This window comes from Acinetobacter sp. P1(2025), assembly GCF_051390655.1.
GTDB lineage: Bacteria > Pseudomonadota > Gammaproteobacteria > Pseudomonadales > Moraxellaceae > Acinetobacter > Acinetobacter junii.
On record NZ_JBPKBJ010000058.1, the window covers coordinates 1 to 19,749 of the forward strand.

Sequence of the window (19,749 nt, forward strand, 5' to 3'; positions counted from 1 at the left end):
GCAAAAGAACTTATTTAGACCAATCATCAAAGACTTCATTGATGACTTTATTCTCGATAAAAATCATCTGCTACCACAGAGAATCTATAAATGATAGTGCGTAAGTCCTATTAAATTATTTAACGCTGAGATTACTATTTCAATTGCATCACACCATTTGACAACTCTTGTATACTACCTAAAAAATTCAAAAAATTGATTGATTCAAAATTTCAAAATACGTAAGTTGAGTGGAAACGTTATAAACATCAACCTGAATATCAATATCCATGGCGCAAGCTCCACATTAGAATATTGCTACAACCTTCCTAAAAGGCACTGCTCACAACAAATAATATCAGGTACTCCCCCTGGTGATTTACTAAATCACATTTCATCTGAGGAGCACATTGAATCCTTATATACCGATGGGGAGTCTATGATACGAAATGCTACAGACAAGTCATTTTAGATCGACTGGCACATACTTGTACTCTGCTAAAAAAATATAGAATCATGGAAAGATAAAAAATAGAGATCTTTATAAGTAAATGAATTCTTAAAAACATTCAAACTTCTAGGAAGAACATTCTGAAAAAGTAGTCAGGTGATCATCGCAAAAGTCTGATGGAAACCAAGTTGGGTTGCATCAAATTATTGAAAGAGTTATATCTCTAATTTATATTTTTTAGAGTAATTCCATCTTTCTATTCTTTATGTAACCACAGCACTTAGGTTTTAAACAGCATCCTACTAAATAAATTAAAAGCAAGAATCATCCTTTTAAAAATACCAAAAATTTTCAATCAATTAAAATCAACTCCTAAAATAGATTTTCACAACCATAAAAACTCCATTTACTATAAATTAACACTTAATCCAATTGATCACATTAAAACCAATAAAATACTTTTTTTAAAGGAACAATAATTTCGAGATACCTCTATTAACTTTAACAAAGATTAAATATTAAAAAATTTCTCAAAAAGATTTGCATTTCTGTCTAAAACCACTCAAAAAAGCTAATAATAGGGGTGAAATCCCCCCCTAAACGTCCCTATTTTTGAACACCAAAAACTAGATTATCTGCAAAGAAATACTAACAAAAACCAATTTGCAAAGTTAAAAAACAATATCCATATGTTTTCAATGTATTTTTTTTGATAAATTTCCGTTCATATGCTAAACTTCTGATAGAACCTCTCAGCACTCTTTTTTGATACCATCAGCACTCTTTCATCTTGTAAAAGACGCTTTGTAACAGCATCTTTTGAATAAAATTATTATCTTTTTTATTCCATATTTTATATTTTTTTATTTTCACCTCGCCCTTTTTTACATTATTAAATTCACCCGGATTATATTCATCCCATTCAAAATTATCTGAATCTTTTGAAAAATTATCTGAATCTTTTGAATAAAGTTTATTGATAAAATCTAAGAATCTTTGATAGTCAATCAAGTCATTTTTAGATGATGCCTTAAAATTCAAAATAGGACGATCTTTTTCAAGTGAAATTTTATTTTCTAAACAATAAAAAAAATGTTTAAGATCTTTCTGGGTTACATTTTTATTTAAGTTAAAAGGTTTCTCAATCTGATTGAGACTAGACCATGTCACCATTTTATTCCAAGTAAAACCGATAAGATCCTCAGGATTAGCATCATTTTTAACGTGTTTTGTATAGAGAGAAAACGGCTGGCTGATCGATTGAATGAACTTCAATACTTCAGGATCGATCGTTGCTATTTCTTTTTTTTCCCGCCACTTCCGGTATTCGTCTAAAAACGTTTCACGGTATAAAAATACGTCCTGTTGTTGAGGCTGCTTCTGCTTTTTCTTGCTCTTTAATGCAGCAGTTTGAGAATTATTTTCTGTGTGTGAATGAATCTTCTTCATCAATTTTAAAATATCTCTTTCATTCGACTGAAATTTAACCTTGAAATCGCGATGCATCAACTGACTATCGCCTAATAATGCCTTGATCAATTGAGGTGAATATTCACGGTTTGCTTGATAAAACATGTCAGCAATCAGGATATTCAGATGATGCAGATAATGTCTTGCAGTGATCCGAATGTCTTCATGCCCCATCAGATGCGCAAGTCGAGACCAGGCTTGTGCACTACGCGATGAAGCATCCTTCATATTGGGTAAAATGTGCTTTTTAAGCTTACGCCCAAACTCGGAATCATAGTCAGTAAAACAACGTACCAGTGCTATGCTGCCTTTTAAAAGGATAGCCAAATGTGAAGCGGTACTATGCCTGAAAGCATGAAAGGTATATTGATGATCGTTTGTCCCTAATACAGTATTAAACAGCAACTGGGTAATTTTTGATAAATTTGTACTGGATAAAGGTTGTTCACCCAGCATAAAGAGCTGTTTGATTTTTCTATTGCGGACTGCTGCAGTCGCTTTAGAGCCAGGTAACTGGTTTTGATAAAAGCGACAAAATCCTGTGAACTCGTCCGGTGCTAAAAAATAAGCTAAATCAAACTGACGCGTGGCATTATCACTTTTCAGATCACGCTCAGAATTTAGACGAATCCTAAGGGTGAGATCATCAATATCACCCATTGTTTTTCTCATTTTATGGTCAGATCGATCGTCTTTCTGCTGATGTAAGGCGGATTCAAACACATAATAGAGCTGTCGATTGTCAGGATGTTTTCGTAACTGCGGAGATACAAAATCATCGATACAGATCCCGGCAGCTTCATCAATACGCAAGCCCAGTCTAAATGCCAATGTATAGACCCATTCTAAACAGGTTGCATCCTGCTCAGTCAGACCCAAAGCTTCTGGGTATTCTCTAAGAATCCGTATCATCAATTGAAACATCTGCGGACTAATGAGTCTGGTTTTTAAAAATAAACCGTCACTTTGACGTTCATATAAATATTGCACAATCGGTGCACGATGATTTTTGACTAAGTATTGGTGAAAGGCTTTCAGCCGATCAAAGGCATAACCCGAGGTATTGTATTTTTTATTGTTGTTGGTTTGGGCGGTCGTTTTATGATTTTTCTGATCATTCAGCAGTTTTTCTTCAACAATCGTGCGATACATTTCCTCAAACTGCTCTTCAGTGGCTGTATCTAGATTGATCTGCTGTTCTAGAACATAACAAAGTAGGTCAAGCACAAAACTACTATAGTAACGCTTGATTGTTGAGACTTTAATCGCTGCTTTCCCATGATAAGCAAATTCGTTTTCTAACCACTGACACACACGTAAATGTGCAATAGCCACTACATAATCCAGGTACTCGCCATTTCCAGCCTCATACGCAGATTTATAGTCCTCAGATTTTTGGATGCTTTCTTGGAGTTGATCCGCAAGCTGTTTGGGTTTGATATCCCAATGAAAAGATAAAAACCAGGATTTCAGCTCATGGCGTTGACCGGTTCGTCGATCATGAAATGTTTTGACTGTAACTGTAGGCATCTCCAATTCTAAAAATTGGTTATTTTTGCCAAGGTTTCTAATTCTGGTCTGAATGGTTTTCCAGTTATCGAGTTGATCATAGAGCTGTGTATACTGCTCATAGATTAAAGGCGAAGTGATGATCTGATTGTTCAGTACACTGGTACTTAACACATCCAGATTAGGAATCTCTTGCCACAAGACATAATCCATATGCTTAAAAATGGCAAAACCGGTCTTTTCCAAGCCTTTTAAAAATAGCTTCACGTGATTAAGCTGTGCAAATGGCTGATCCTCACGTCCTTTTCTAGAGTCCCCCTCCTCCGCCATATTCAGTACAATGTTTAAATGGATTTTAAGTTTTTCTAGCAGTAAGGCTTCAGGCTGATTCCCCGTTTCAATTTCACTCTGTTCTTTTTCCCAGCACAGCAATGGCGAAGTGCTTTGTAATTCATGCCCTTGCGATCTATTAATTAGCTCCTGAATCCGTCGATAACATAGCATCGCAAAGGCATTGAAATAAATGTTTTGGGTTTGCCATAACTCCGCCTCTTCTTCGCCATCCTGACGATAGATGTTGCCATACTTTGTCGAGGGCAACGTGTATGAAAAGACATAAGCTTTTTGAACCTTTTCGTCACCTGAATAGATCGGAAGCAAGCCACTATCCAGGTTCATATGAAAAATCGCATCATGAATGGCTATCAGTCGTTCAGGTTGCATGCATCCCTGATCAAAAATTAATGAAATACACAGACATTCAAACAAGGTATTCACTAATTTTTGTTGCTCTTTAGCCGTAGAGTATAAGAGGATACCTTGAGTTTGTTGTTTGAGATAATCCGCCCAATTCACATACAGTTTTTCTTTTACCTCGACGAGCATAGTACCCTGCTGTAACTTTCGTCCTGAAAAAACGTTGTCTAGACGTTTAGATGTGTAGACTATCCAATCGGGCAACTTAATCTCATAGCTCTCGGCATAGGAAGGGTAATCCTTTTGCCACTGCTGGTTTTTCTCGTTACAAACCCGTTTCACTTGTTTAAAACAGAATTGAAGGTAATCTGCAGCATTGTCCTTAAATTTGGATATTTGGCAGAGCTGCTCTAAAACTGCTCTATAGATATTGAACTTGTCCAGAATTTGCTGATCAAGCCACTTAAAATCAATTTGAGCAAGGTCAGAATTTACATCTGTGTATGTAGCAGTGATCAGCTGAGAAATTTCCTTAAAAATGTCGGCGATTTCTCTTTTAATGGCATTTTCTAATTGCGTAACGAGTGATGTATCAAGCACAAGATGGTCCTTTAAAGCACTTCAAGCTTTGCGATTTCTAGTTTGTTGAGCAAGCTTTTAACTTGCTGCTGAATGTCGTGTTTGTAGAGATAAGGGCTTAATCCAGAAATGTGACTGAATCCCATGCTTTGCTTATCATGGGTATATAGCGTATTGTGAATGTCACCACTCAAGGCGAGATGATTTTTAGTGAAATGCCTTGGCCAGTTTTTATAAATCTGCACGGTCTCTTTAAGGTAATTCGTGACAAAATCAGCAGACATGGGCTGTAACTCCAAATGCTCCACGACTTCCGCAAGATTCACCTGACCTTTTTGGGACTTGATCCGAGGATGTGAGATGACATAGAGCATAAAACCATCGTTTTCCAATTTCACTTTAAAACTAGTTATCCCGAGTGTCTCGATGGTTTGCGTCAGATATTTTCGATATGCATTGAAATGATCCTGCCAGTAGCCTGTAACAGGAACAGGAACAGGACGTCCTACTTTTCGTGAATCAGTTTTTTTATCATGCACATAAAGCAGTTGTGCCTTAGGATCGTAATGTTTGAGTAACCCCGGCATGCCGACTATTGGACGTACCGTCAGGCAGATTAAGGAAAGATGCCATATCCAAATGCTGTAAGCATTCAGCTTCTCGATCAGATTCGCTTGAGTATTGGCTAATGTGTTTTTGACAAAATGATAAAGCTGATTAAAAAATTCACTCGCGGCCTCTACAGTCCAGCATCGCTGACTACCAATACGTTCCTCACGATGAAAAATATGGCCAGGGTGTTCATTCTCAATCCATGGATCACCTTTTCTACGGTCTAATAGAACATTAATATAGCCTTGAAAATGCTGGTCGATTTGATCGATCTGACGCCCTTCATAGTTCCATTGCACGATATGATGAGTATCTCGATTAGCCAACAAGTGTGCGACTAGGTTATCACCAGTCTCCATATCCAGATGGAAATAGATTTGTCGCTCTAACATCCCGCAGGTGATTTCACCAATCTGATGCTCTTTAAAGACTTCCCGCAAAAAATTATTGTACTCAATCACACAAAATTCAGGTTCCTCTAAAGCCGCTAAACTGGTGATCCAGGGTGCTGGTATGCGCCATTCCAGGGTTAAGGCCCGATTATAACGCTGTGCTTTATCTTGCATGGCACCGGAATGATTGGCATTTAACTTAGGATCGATCACCCAATAATAATGGATGACTTTTTTGACTGATTTTTTTTTAATTCTACCAATACCAATCAAATACTTAATCTTTTGAAAGACCGTTGGACTCAGACCGGTCAAGAGACACATCAGACCACACACAGCTAGAGCCGATTGATATGCATCATTTCTCGTATTTTCTTGATAACACTCGTGCAATCGCTGATATACCTCAGTTAATAAACTGGGTTTCAGATAAAGCGGATTAGTTTTACAGGCTAAGTCACGTCGCTGAATTCGCTTAGCTTGCTTTTCAAGCTGTTTCTGTTTGTCGTCAGAGAAACTCCCCTTCACCCGCTTGGCGATCTCATCCTGTTCAGGATCGACAACATTGGCCTCTGTATCCTGTTCCTTATCATCATTCTCCACATCAAACGAAGATATGCCAGAATGAGATGTGCGGGTCATGCGCTTTTGAATGTTGTCGATTAAAGCCTGAACATTGATTGACGATGAATTTAACCTACTATTGATGAGTTCATTACAAACAATAATGAATTGTTGAATATGGCGGCCGAGATTAAGCTGTTCAAAATCGTTTTTTATTGTTTTGCGCTCTAAAAGAGTTTTTAACTCATTGGCATTAAATTCATCCATCCCCTGGAGTTTTTGCGTGATGTCTGCATACAGTTGTTTATTTTCCTCAGCGTGAGAAAACTGCTTTTGCAACAACAGTTTTAAATCATAAAATACTGTATTGATTTTATTGTTCTTTTCACACTTATGTAAAATAACTCGTCTTTCTTTCTCTTCAGCCTGAGGTTCTAACAAGATGATTCCCTTCAGCATTTCGCACAAGACTGCAGTCAAAAGATAGGAATAGATGAGTGCTGCTTTTTGTTGGTCGTTTAGTTCTCCTATAGATGCACTTTTAGCCCATTGAGTTAAGCCTGCCAATAATTTCTTTTGTGTCACCATCCGATTGTCTTTAATCACCACATGGATATCGTGAGCAGCAACATACAATTCTAGTGCCTGCTGATCTTGCGCCAAGAGCTGATTCAAAATTTGTTTTTTGTCGCTCAGGGACTGATTTATCCATGCTTCCAATAATTTGGTTTCTTCGTCTAACTCTGACGATTTATCATTTTGACTCATCAAATCACCATAATTTTTTAGGGTAAAAATTGAAAATTAGGTTTTGCTCTAACTTGAGGTTCAAGTCTTTATGCAACTTGAAGTATTTTTTATAGGTGCTGGCACTCAATTGAACATGACGCTGCAGATTTGGCTCCGATCGCATATGCTGTGATAACCGCAGACCTAAGGCTTCGGATAATTGAGTAAAAAAACAGGTAAACAGCACAGCATGCACATGTTTCTGTTTGTGCTTGTCGACCTGTTGCAGATCTAGAGGAATTTTATGGATTAACCATTTTAGGACCTCAAATTCATCAACGGCTTTATTCGATTTCGCCCCCGTGTTAAGAGTTCTTTTGATGTAAGCATCCAGCTTGTTTTTAAGATTCAAGATAAAACCTCGAATAAAGTCTGGTAAATCTAATATCAAAACTGCTCTGAGTTTGATCAGAACTTCAAATGATTTTTTTTGCATATTGAAACCTAGTAAATAGGTATGAGCAATTAGTCCATACCATCTTCAAAATCAGTCTTCTTTTAAGCAAGCAAATTTGTAGACTTCCGCCTTACTCCAACGAAGAGTACGTCCATGTCTAATAGGATTAATTGGGCCATTTTCATATAAAGCCCACTTACGTAAAGTCTGTTCTGCATACCCTAAAAGCCTAGCTGTCTCTCTAGTGGTCAATAAAAGCCGATCATCTGTAATCGGCTTTTGTTTATGCTTAAATGACATTTTTTTGTGTCCTTGTTGATTTAGAGTCATAAAACCACAAATCAATTTGGAATGTTACTTTGCAAAAAGGTGTTTTTCTTGCCAAACTTTCAGTTAAGATAAGTTGTACTTTAGTTAGTCAGAGTGATACATGGGCCGCCCGCTAAGAACTAGGATAGATTTTGCAAAAACAATAAGTTGGTATGACTTTTTTTATAATCAGTTAGTACACTTTGGTAGATATAAAAATGATTATGATATGGAAAAATTTTTTTATGGATACCAAGAAGATCACAAGGTACAGAGCTTATTTAAAAAGTATAAATTTGGATTATCTACACCACAAAAATACCGGATAATTAGTGTTGAATCTAAATGTATTGGTTCATCTAATATTATTAATCATCCCATTTGGAAAATTTTAAAATACCAAACATTTGATGAAAACCTTATTTTATTAGATTTAAATGATTTACCTAAATATATCGTAGACATTATCTTATCTAATCGACGTATAAGAGATTTTGATAAGATCGACTTGGAATATATAGCAAATTATGGCTCACTCGACAGCTTTTGTACATTGTATTTATTACATCACTGGGGAGTAACCATTAATAGTACTGCTCTCTCTAATGATTGCTGTTCACTCCTCATAAATTCATTAGAGCTACTACTTAAAAAAAATCCTCACCTCCATCGTTCACATGTCTTGTTATTTGATGAATTATTCAATCAAATTTTTATTATGGAATTAAATGGTTATAATAGACCAATCAAAATTAAATTAAATTGGAGACAATATAGAAATAGTAATTGGTCTAATGAAATTAAAAATATATCTATAAAAGCTGAAGTAGATCTTCATGCTCATTCTAAACTTAATCATTTAATTCCTTGCATAGATGAGAGCCTTTTAAATCCGCGTCTATATAAACAGATTCTAGAATAGAGTGCTTTATCGCAAAAAAACATTTTGGTTTACTTACTAAAGAAAACTATATGGGGATGTTGCGCGGATAAAAAAGTGGATTTCAGTGGGTGCTTAATTGTCTGCGGAGAAGCATTTGGAAGAATGGTTAAGATATCCATGGCGATAAGTTGGTCGAAACAAGAAAGCATTACAGCAAATTATTAGGCGATAAACTCAGTGCTAGGAATTTTGACAGTCAAGTCAAAGAGATTCATGCACGTGTGGCAGTCTTAAAAAAGTTTACGATATTAGACCGACTTCATACCCACGTTGTCACTTGAATTTTAATAACTACAGACAACTCTATCTTTAAAATTTATATGCCATAAAGCCAATTAAAAATAATGTTGATTTAAGCTGCTTACCATTTGCTTACCAGAATCTAAAAACAAAAAAACCACTTACGATTAGTGCACGTAAGTGGCTGTTTTATATGGTGGGCCCAGACAGACTTGAACTGTCGACCAACGGATTATGAGTCCGTAATTTCAAAATTAATATCTATAAATATCAATCACTTGTATGCTTGCCTTCAAGCTTTACTCATTAATTCCAATGTAACTAAAGCTAATTTCTTTAGGAACAAGTCACAATTTCGTCACAGTACAAAATACTTGATTAGTCTCCATATATTTATGATCCTTCAGAAAGAGAACTTTCCTGACTTTATTAGAACTTAAAATAAGGAAAGTAATTCATGTCTAATCCTTACCTAAATTTTTATTCCAAACCTGCATTTTTTGTTGCCAAGCTGCTCGTGTTTTAGAATTCTTTTCCAATTCGATTGCATCTTTGAGAATTTTAAGCGCTTCAACTACATCTGTTTGTTTTAATATCTCTGCCTTATCATTTAAAAAACTTGATAGAAACATTTTATTACATTCACCTTTTTTAGTCGCATCGATTGCTTTTTCAATGGCTGCTAAAGCATCTGGACCGTTATTTATACCTCGCAGTTGTTTTGCAGAAGTTTGGTAATAAAAAGCATCTTGACTATTTATTTTCTCTAAGTAAACACCAGCTTTATTGTATTGTTCCGTTTCAATATAAAATTTTGCAACCTTCATATTGTCATAATCGTTAGTGGCTTCTGCCTCAATATAATATTTCTCAGCGAGTTTTGATAACTCAGTAAGTTTTTGATTTTGGCCTTCATATTTAGGCTTGTATTTGTATAAACGATACAAAGCAAATTGTATGTCCGCATAAGCTATCATAAGTTTCTTATTTTTACTGACATTATCAGGTGCTGGTAAATTTGAACAAAGTGACTCAAATACTTTGGGTAAATTGTATCCTAAATAACTTGAAAGAGAACTTAAAACTCTATAAGGATGATCAAAAGAAGAACGTAATGTGGCAGATATTGTTGATACAAAATCTTCACATCTATTTTCTATATACTTTACTCTAAATGAATTATACCTTGAGTTGGAAATTAGATCATAAAAAGAAAGAATTACAGAATAGGATTGCTTATCATAATTAGAATTACCTAAAACTATATCTATGAATCTTTCAGCTTCAGGATATTTTTTTTCATTATCATAAATTCTTGCTAATTGAAGCATACACTGTTCGCTTGAGGGATATTTAGAAAGTAATTCTTTAAATATTTTTTTTGCGTTAATATTATCTCTTTTCCAATAATATATTTTTGCAATATGATGCTCAATAAGTAATTTAAGATTACTTCCCTCAGGTATACTTGCACTAATTTCAGTTAATTTTTCAATTACCTCAGTAGCTTCCTTCTTATAATATTCTTCATTACTTTTCCTATCTATAGATATTAATTTTAATTCCGACTTTTCTATTAACAGAAGTAGATCTTCCAATGTATTATTACTCAAGTCAAATTTATCTATTTCATTAATTAGTTCAGACTTAAATACTAAATTATCTGTAGTTTGAATAATTGCATACAATAAATTTTTTTTATGTTTATCACTAAGATTCTCATTATAAAGATTCTGCAATAAGTCATTATGGATTACACAAAAGCTATAATAATCTGAGTTTTTATACTCATTATCAACTGAAAGTATTTCACAAACTTTTTCTTTTAGGGTATTTTTCTCACCGCATTCACCAATCAAATTTTTAATAGATAATAATACAATTGAATGAATAGTAGAATAATTCAATCCGGAACGGACGATTAATGAGCCTCTTTCTAGATTTCTAATAGCTCTCATTCCAATAATTTTATTGAAAATATAATTACTTACCTGCTCTGCATCTAGTAAAGCAATAAGAGTAAATTCTTTAATAAATTTTTGAGCATATTTACCGATAACTAAGTCCGAGATTGTTTGTGACTTACCTCGAACCATTTCATATGGTATTGCTTCAATTTCTTTAAGGAAAGTAGCAATCTCAATATCATTATATTCTTCTTCATTAATAATTTGGCATACTAACTCTAAACATAATGGATGTCCTCCTATAGTTTCAATAATTTCATCTACATATCTATCCTCAATATCAATACCTTTATTAATCAGCTGTTTAGCTTCATCAATAGTCATTTCAGAAAGATGAAAACTATTTTCTCTTCTCGAAGATCTTTCTAATGAAGTAATCAAAACTCTACTATCTTCTTTAGCAAATGTTTGAAAAATTGATTCTATTTCATCAGAGTCACCAAAAAAATTATCTAAAATAACAAGTGTTTTATATGTTGAACAAAAATGGGCTAAATTAAGATTTTTATCAAAGTCTCCAATTTTTACTGATTTAAAATCAAATTCTTTTTTCTCTCCAAGATTAACCCAAATGACTGAATCAAACTCATTAATTAGCCGATGAGCTACGCCAAGAGCTGTTTTACTTTTACCAATCCCACTTACTCCATGAATTACTGAAACTTTATGCTTTTTTATTATTTCAATAACAGAATTTTCGTCAGCACGTATTACATAATCATGGGGTAATGGAGGTAATTCATTTTGCATTGATAGTGCAGAGTAAATTTGGCTCGCAGTAGGTAGATAATCAATAATACCCAAAATAAGTCTTTGATTTCCAATATTTTCCACAATTATATTTGCGATACCTTCCGAATCATAAACTTCAACATCTTGTTTTATACCAAAATGATTTATCGTTTTATTGACCTTATCAAGACGACCAGCTTTTGCTTCTTGATTAGAAAAAAGAATGATTTTTGAACATTGATCACTATTTTTTAATGCGGAAGATATATCTTTTATAGGCTTAGTATCCTCTATTTTTAGTTTTAATATGTCATCAAAATTACCACTAAAAACTCCAAAATAATCATTATCTGTTCCACATTGACCGACTACCTCAAAATTATTAGTAGAAAAATCAACCGTTCTACTGATTGGTTTTGCAAATAAATTACTACCTTTATGAATAGCAGGTTCCCCAATAATTATTTCAAAAATAGGCTTACAGAAATACTCAAATTCAGTTCCATTAAGTGTAATAAGGTCATCGACGATTTTATTAATAAATGCTCTTTTTAAGAAATCCATAACACTCAATCTATTCAGCTAATTTGTAAATATTTTAAAGAAAATCAAGCTCTTTCATTGCAACCTTAAGAACCCAATCATAATTAAGTCGTTCGCATTATGCATCATTAATCCTCTATAAGGAAACATCCAAAACAAATATATCAATTCGACCCTTTAATTCGCTTGGTATTTTGTCCTCTAAATTAATTTTAATTCTTGAGCTGAACTAACACTATGATTAGTTATATGATCCTAGTCAAGATTGTGGACAATCGGTCCCTCTAAATTCTTAAAATATTTCTGTTTAAAAGCTTCTGGTCTTGATCAACCATTTGCAGAATGCAGTCTGATTCGATTGTAGTTAACTTTAATATATTCAATAATAGATCTCTTACATAAATTAAAAAATGATCAGTCTTTAAGTTATGAAACTAAAGCTTTCCTTATTGTGTTGATTTTATTTTGTACAATTACGCAAGAGGTCTAATACAGCATTGGATCGATTCATTTTCAGCAAATGCTAAGAATCAACCGCTTAACTTAAACAGATGATTTGAAGTCGATTGCTTTTTTTTAACACTCGCTGAAATTGACTAACGCTTTGAATAAAATTAATATGAGTTCGCTGGCCTACATTGCCAGTCGGTTTTGACAGACCGATTCATCTAGCACATGAGATTTATATTTTTCGAATATAAATTGAGTGTGGGAATCTTCTCGTCCCCCTTTTTTCTATGGTAGGACGGAAGGGGGACACTTTCGAGTGTGCTGATTCCTAGATGATCAGTCTGTCAACCCTCTTTCGTTCTGCCACCATTATTTGACAGTAATTTGGTAGAACTTCTATTACATCTAGGAGCTTCTCATGCTGTATCTATCTTTTCTGATTTGTGCCTCACCACCTGTTCAACTCTGTTGTGCTTTGCAACGGGGACTATACGGCTAATTTAATTTTTAGGCTGTATTAAAAACTTTTTAACAAGAACAATCCAACGGTGGATGGTTCAATCACGCCTATAAAAATAGACTTTTTTATTATTTTTAACGGCTGCTGATTGTCCATGGCACTGAACATGCGGGGAACAACCATGACTGAACTTACCAAACCCAAAGTCTTTCCAATCGAGCACTACCCAAAAAAATCCAAACTGTTTGTCAAATGTGTGGTGATACCCATCGTGATCTTTCTCATTGTTGGCCAAATTTTTTCCTTTGGATGGTTTGGCTACCTATTCTTTGGCTTTGACCTGATCTGGTTTGTACTGATTTATTTTATGTATACATACGGAAATACCTTCTTTGACGGTATGACCGAACAACTCAAACGCCAAGGCGAACAGTTTAATTACCAAAACCGCGGTGTCTGGATCAACTCACAAGATAAAACCATTATTTTATTTGATCAGCCCGATCATCGTTTAGTTAAATACCCGTTTCACTACATTACCTCAGTAGGTCATTACAACTTGGTGGAAGACCACTACCGAACCACCACCACCGTGATCAGTAATCCAATGATGGGTACCCATGTCAATCAACGCGTGCATCGCTCCCCGGTAAAACGAGAGTTTCAAGTCAACATTGGCACCCGCGATCAATTTAAACCGAATTATTGCCTTAAAGTGTTATTTCCTTGGCGCAGTCCGAAAATGGCCAGTGAAATTCGTCAACTGTTATCTGCTGAACACTATCAATAACAACAATAGATCACTACAAGGAAATCAATCATGACATATTCAAAACTGTTGATGCCATCGGTGCTGATGGTCGCTATTAGCACGGTGATGGTCGGATGTGGAGGCGGGAGTTCAGGAGAGAGTTCCAGTTCGAGTCCAAATAATGGAAATTCAGGAACAAACAATTCAAACTCGGGATCTTCAAATGATAACGGAACGGGGAATGGCAATAATAATCCCGATCCAAAACCCGTGACCTGTTCAGACACCCAGTACCTGCAAGACGGTGTATGTAAAAACAAGGGAGTACAAACCTTTCAGCCGCCAAAGATTAAACGCTTTTTAAAAGGTCAGGCATACCAGTTGAATCTCAAGACGGACCAACAACTCGAACTGAGTTTAACCAGTAATAGCCCTAGTATTTGCACCTTTGAAGACGGAGAATTAAAAGCCCTTGATCTTGGTCAATGCAGTATAAAATTGACCCAATCAGGAACAAAACAGTTTCTTCCACTGAATAGCAATCTCACTGTTGATGTCTTAGATGCAAGTACTGCAAGTCAAAAAGATCTGAATGCTTGCGAGGCTGGCCGACCAAGTGAAGCGGACCGTCAGTTATTTATCAATACGCTGAATGAGATTCGTGCACTCCATCAACTTCCTCGGATTCAATACGATTATGCACATGAAGATCAGATGATGCAGGCATCGATGCTGTTGGCGGTCAATGAAAAAACCTCACATTTTCCAGATAGCACATGGGTCTGTTTTAGTGATATTGGTTTTCAGGGTACTTCAACCTCCAACCTAAATTTTATTCAATCCTATGAAAATTTAAATAGGTATGGTGCTGATCAAAATTTAGTAAATTGGTTAACCGAAAAGAACTCAGTCAGTATAGGACATCGGCGTTACATATTAAGTCCATTTTTAACCAAAGCATCCTATGGTGAAGTCTCAAACACACAGGCCAAAAGCTTTCCTACCATCATAGGCGCAGCGATGAAAACGGTGTATCCATATCAATCACAAACCTTAACCACGACTGTGGCCAAAGGAGTTATTGCTTATCCGTATCATGATTATCCGAAGAAATTCTTTCTCAAAAGTGAACCTTTATCGCTCTCAGTTTTAGTTAACCCACAGGATGCCTATGACAACAATCAGGTAGATTTCTCAGGGGCAACGTTGACAGTGACCAGACGAGATACTCAGGAAATCCAGACGATTGATCATATCCAGTATGACAATATGAATTACGGACTACTTGCCAATAACTTGCAATTTCATTTTAGAACAATGCAATACAACGTCATCTACGATGTGAAACTGAGCAATGTCTTGGTCAAGGGTCAACCGAAAGACTATAGCTACTGGTTTAAGGTCAGTGATCAATAAACAGAATAAAGGATAGCTAAAGATAACAACGACATGGCCTTTATTAAATCTATGTGTATCAACAGCATTGCCTTGCTGGTGATACACAGTGCCATGGCTCAACCGATTTCTGCATCCACATCTAAAGCATTTACATTGCAGCAGGGATTATCCTGCCTAGATTGGGCTGAGAAAGGATGGTAATCCTCCCATAAATAAGCGAAGTTAAAAGTAGAAGTTAAGCAGCCATTAGAGACAATCGTCCTTTGTTGGCTTGGTTGTGACCTTTCATGATTATAATCCCTTAACAAATCAACTGCCTAATTTAAATTATTTATGAATGATCTAATTTTAAGCATTAATTTTCCTAGAACGCACGAGATGTTCTCGAAGATAGTAAGCTCGTGCAGAACCTGTTTCTACGAGACCAGTTAAAAGAACAAGACATATCTGATACATTTTACGACTCAACATTCCTCGATTTTCTATTTGCAAATATCTCCCAATAGACATTTCTAAATAGAATGCTGTATTTCCTTGCTTGGCTATTAGCTCAGAATTAGTCTTTAATTTTTCAGCTAAAATCTGGATACCTTTATCAAAAAATAAATCATAGAAATTATACATTAGTGAGGATAAAGCCATAAATACATGGCTATTACTTGCAGATTGCTTTGCAAAATCTAATAAATGTATAGCACCCCATTCCATACACTTCCTATCACTTTCATGCCCTTGCCATGGAGTATCTGCATAAAGCTCTCCACGTAGCAATTTATTTAAGTCATTCTGTAGACCTTGATAAGGATCATTAACATCTTTTAAAGCAATCTTATGTAATTCAGGTTCTATCACTTTCCACAGTGACCATATAGCTTCAAAATCTTTTTCTTTCTCCACTGCTACGTCAAATGATAACTTCATTGAATAAATAAAACTTGGTGCCCGTGAACACCCAGAGATTATTAGCTCTTGAAAAGGCATAAAACTGTAATTCTTTGAATAGATTACATGTTCCACAAAAGTATCTTGAATGTACTTTTCGATATCGTGATTTATGTTTGTATCATCCTCTGACTTATAATTTTTGTATTCAGAGTCAAAAACAAAATTTACAATTTTTTTAACCAGATTAATTTGTTGAGGCTCTGTAGATCCAAGCGGAATCATTAACATAGGTAAATGAATAAACCATGATGAGTGACTTTCCAAGGTAACATCATCAACATTAAGCTTAAAATCTCCTGTAATTAATTTGAGACGAAAATTTGTTATCTGACTTTTTTTATTTTCAAGCGCAACGTTTAATTCCTCTCCTTGTAAATAATGAAGCGCATGACTATGTGTCTCCTCTTTTCTAAACTTAGCATATTCAACAACTCCACTTAGACAATCAGATGCTAATTTACTGTCAATCGGCCAAAGAAACTCTCTCACACCTTTGGCTGCCGATGCACAAACATTAACATTTGGATGTGTTAAAGCTGTCGCTAAAGCAAGTTTTAAATTATCTATTTGCTCTGCATCTAGAGGTAATGTTAATAACTTTGGCAAAACAAAAGCACATGCACTTGAACCGTAGTAATCTGTTCGATCATACTGAGATGAACCTTCTGTAATATCCGCATGCATAAAGACTGCTTCCATAATTATATTTAAGCACCACTCTATGTTTTCACTACTTAAACTTTCTATATCATCACGAATGCAGACAGCTACCGCTGTTGTTATTGTTTCAACAGCCATTTCTGAAAAATCATGAATTTTTCGATTCTGAAGATCGACTAATAATTGCTTTGCAGCTTCTAATCCCTCCTTATATGAAGCAAAATACTCTGACTTAAATTGTTTTTCTTTAAATAATATACTTGCCCATAAATTCAAACTAAGTATTGAATTATTTGCATTATGTTTTTCCTTAAATTGCTTCTGATCTTGTTTTAAATCTTCGGGGAGTTCAGAGGAAGTTTGAAACACAATTTGATTATTTTCTTCATCATTAATAACATTCCAAGTTCTTGAATCTACCCTATGAACTAAATATCTAATATTTTTTTCGTTACTAGTAGAAGCTTCAACTTTAAGCTGATCTACGATTTTTAATGCATCTTCTCGTAACTCAGAGTCTAATTGTAGTCTAATTAATAAGTTTTCTAATGACTCTCCTCTCCAAGGTCTAAGAGCTGCTTCTTTTCTCTCCTCTGCATAGATTTTACTCATTACATCATTTTGATAATATCCAAACCAATTAAGGGTATTTTTTCCTCTTTCCTGTATCATTCGAGCCAAATCTAAAGAGTACATATCTGGATTATTTAGGATTGGAAATGCTGCTTTTCCAATCTTAGCTGGAAACCCAACAGCTACTGACGATAAAACAGAAGTAGTCATTACAGAGTTACTATTTTTTAATATATGATTATAAATCCACTCAATTTGATTTTTCTCACCACATTTACTGACATAACCAATTAACCAATTTTCTAAAGCCATAAGAGCGCACTGTAGTACGTAAGGTAAGGTTGATTGTCCTCTATAGCCCTTCCATAAATAAGGAGATGCATACTGATTTATAACAGTTTCATTCTTTAGCTTTAATTTAACTTGTTTAACTGTAACCTCATCGGTATATAAATGTTCTGTTGAAGGATTTGCAAACTCAGATTGAGCATATTTTTTTGCACTTATATTACATAGTTCAAGAATAAAGTCTAAACCCTTTCTTGGATGATGTTGTAATAAATATAAAAATGGTCCTTTTGCACCACTAGGTGGTGAAAAATTTCTATCTTTATCTAGGCCAAAAGACTCATCTGTACCTATCCTGTTATATCGATACCATTCATCACTTTCTTTTTCTTCCAACAACCATTCATGCATCCCTAGTTGAATAATAAAATCTGGGCGGAACTTACATAACAGTGGTAGATGTATTCCAACTAAGGCTAAACTTATTAATTGATCTACATAGCTCAATCTTCTAGGATTAATTTTAGATATAAAAACATCTTGAGTCATTAACTGGTCAAATTCAGTTTCTATTGATGGAGATACTTTTAGTAATACACCAAGGATTTTTTTCCTCCCACTTTTATTTTGGTAATCATCCTTTAAAGATTCTAATAACCAAAGAGCTAATAAACCAACAATTCTAGATTCTGATGGAAGATCATCGTTGATGTTTATTACATTATGCCATTCATTAATTAACTCAATAATTTGATTATGGATAGATTTGTTTAATTCATTTCTAACGTCATAGATAAAATTAAAAAGAGCTCCCCAGCCTTTACCATAAGGTACCAAAAACAACGTTTGAAGTATTCCAGACTTATTATCTAATGTGAGAGAATCAGTAAAACTAGAGTTCGGTTTTTGACAAGTAATTCTTAAAATAAAACAAAAACGAATCAATAGAGCGCAATCATTTTTAAGAAGATTATTTTTCATTGACCGTAAAAAACGATCTGGAGAATCATGCTGTAAAATTGCAGCAATCGTTTCATCTTTCCAAAAATTTTCTATATTTTCAGCTGTTAATATCTCTTCAACAAAATCATAAGCAGATTCATCAAATTGCAATCGGCGGTATAACCACAACCTAAAAGCTCTACTTATAGCAGGTTCATTACCTATAGCAGATAGAAATTCATCCAAATTATCTAGGTTATGATTATATTTATCTTCAATAAATTCCTCTAATGCCCAGTCCTCTAGCACATCATGAGGTAAGCTGATTGTTGAATTATTGGGATCTCTATAAATTAAGTTATCTTCTTCAAGTTTGGATATTACTTCTGGATCGAATTGATCTGCTGATATCCCAAACACCATTTTTTTTGCTCGCTGTGTAGCAATTTCAATAAATGCTTTTCTACGTCTTAACGGCATACCTGATTTTCTGTCTTGGTCTTTGGCAATAACTGAAGACCAAACATTCTTTCTAAATTCAATTTCAGTATCACCTTTTTGAAATTGTGCTCCATTACTTAATGCACGAACTGCTATATCAATAAAAAACGGTATCCGAAGAATGTCTACTAAGGCATCATTTGATATTAACGTCTCAAGCTCAGGAATATGTTCACAAACTTGTTGCACTTGTTCTTCAGAAAAACCTTCAATATTGACACTGGAAAAATTAATCTGATTCTGCTGCAAAAAGTTAAAAGAAAGCAGTTGAAACGCATAATCACGTCCTGTCGCAATGATGGTCCATCCTTCTTGTTGTCTGATAAACTGGAGTAAATCAACAAATGCTTCTTGATGATCGAGTTCTAATATTTTTTCAATAGACTCAATGACTAGAATTTTCTCAGGAATCAAAGCAAAAAAACTTTCAATCTGACCTAAAGTTGAACTCATTCCTATATTTGAGAACACATCATTAAGGTGAGTTCGATCTAAGGTAAGCGTCCGCTGAACACACCTTATGAATTCATCCTATAAGCCTTAATTTAGTCCCCACTTAAAAACAAGTGGGGACTAAAATTTATGACTACAAATCACCAGACATCCATC

General features: G+C 34.7%; 9 protein-coding genes and 1 pseudogene. 4 read left to right on the forward strand and 6 right to left on the reverse strand.

All coding sequences use genetic code 11. The annotated features are described in order from the left end of the window. Positions 1-1,204: 1,204 nt before the first annotated feature. From ACSC97_RS13565 to ACSC97_RS13580, 4 genes are read right to left on the reverse strand one after another with little or no spacing between them, the layout of a single operon-like run. Positions 1,205-4,705 carry a hypothetical protein gene (locus tag ACSC97_RS13565; RefSeq protein WP_436661437.1) on the reverse strand — a complete coding sequence of 1,167 codons (3,501 nt, stop codon included), beginning with the start codon at positions 4,703-4,705 and terminating at the stop codon, positions 1,205-1,207. Positions 4,706-4,716: 11 nt separating this feature from the next. Then, positions 4,717-7,020 carry a hypothetical protein gene (locus ACSC97_RS13570; RefSeq protein ID WP_436661439.1) on the reverse strand — a complete coding sequence of 768 codons (2,304 nt, stop codon included), beginning with the start codon at positions 7,018-7,020 and terminating at the stop codon, positions 4,717-4,719. A gap of 4 nt (positions 7,021-7,024) precedes the next feature. Then, positions 7,025-7,477, reverse strand: a complete 453-nt coding sequence (locus ACSC97_RS13575) for a transporter (protein ID WP_436661441.1) — start codon at positions 7,475-7,477, stop codon at positions 7,025-7,027. Positions 7,478-7,528: 51 nt separating this feature from the next. Further along, positions 7,529-7,768 (reverse strand): helix-turn-helix domain-containing protein, encoded by a 240-nt coding sequence (locus ACSC97_RS13580; RefSeq protein WP_436661442.1) that lies wholly within the window; start codon positions 7,766-7,768, stop codon positions 7,529-7,531. A 100-nt stretch (positions 7,769-7,868) separates the two neighbouring features. Here ACSC97_RS13580 and ACSC97_RS13585 point away from each other — a divergent pair, with 100 nt between their 5' ends. Further along, the gene (locus tag ACSC97_RS13585) at positions 7,869-8,669 is read left to right on the forward strand and encodes a hypothetical protein (RefSeq protein ID WP_436661444.1); all 801 of its coding nucleotides are present in this window, start codon (positions 7,869-7,871) and stop codon (positions 8,667-8,669) included. Between the two features lie 137 nt (positions 8,670-8,806). Beyond that, a pseudogene (locus tag ACSC97_RS13590) lies at positions 8,807-8,971 on the forward strand (IS5/IS1182 family transposase); the annotation flags it as partial. Between the two features lie 420 nt (positions 8,972-9,391). On the opposite strand, the gene ACSC97_RS13595 reads toward ACSC97_RS13590, so the two are convergent. Then, positions 9,392-12,202, reverse strand: coding sequence for a hypothetical protein (locus tag ACSC97_RS13595; protein ID WP_436661446.1), 2,811 nt, complete (start codon positions 12,200-12,202; stop codon positions 9,392-9,394). Positions 12,203-13,263: 1,061 nt separating this feature from the next. Here ACSC97_RS13595 and ACSC97_RS13600 point away from each other — a divergent pair. Beyond that, positions 13,264-13,872, forward strand: coding sequence for a hypothetical protein (locus ACSC97_RS13600; RefSeq protein ID WP_436661448.1), 609 nt, complete (start codon positions 13,264-13,266; stop codon positions 13,870-13,872). A gap of 30 nt (positions 13,873-13,902) precedes the next feature. After that, entirely contained in the window at positions 13,903-15,249 is a 1,347-nt protein-coding gene (locus tag ACSC97_RS13605) for a CAP domain-containing protein (RefSeq protein ID WP_436661450.1), read from the forward strand. 330 nt (positions 15,250-15,579) lie between these two features. Here the strand turns inward: ACSC97_RS13605 and ACSC97_RS13610 are convergent, their stop codons facing one another. Further along, positions 15,580-19,593, reverse strand: coding sequence for a hypothetical protein (locus tag ACSC97_RS13610; protein ID WP_436661452.1), 4,014 nt, complete (start codon positions 19,591-19,593; stop codon positions 15,580-15,582). Between the last annotated feature and the right edge of the window lie 156 nt (positions 19,594-19,749).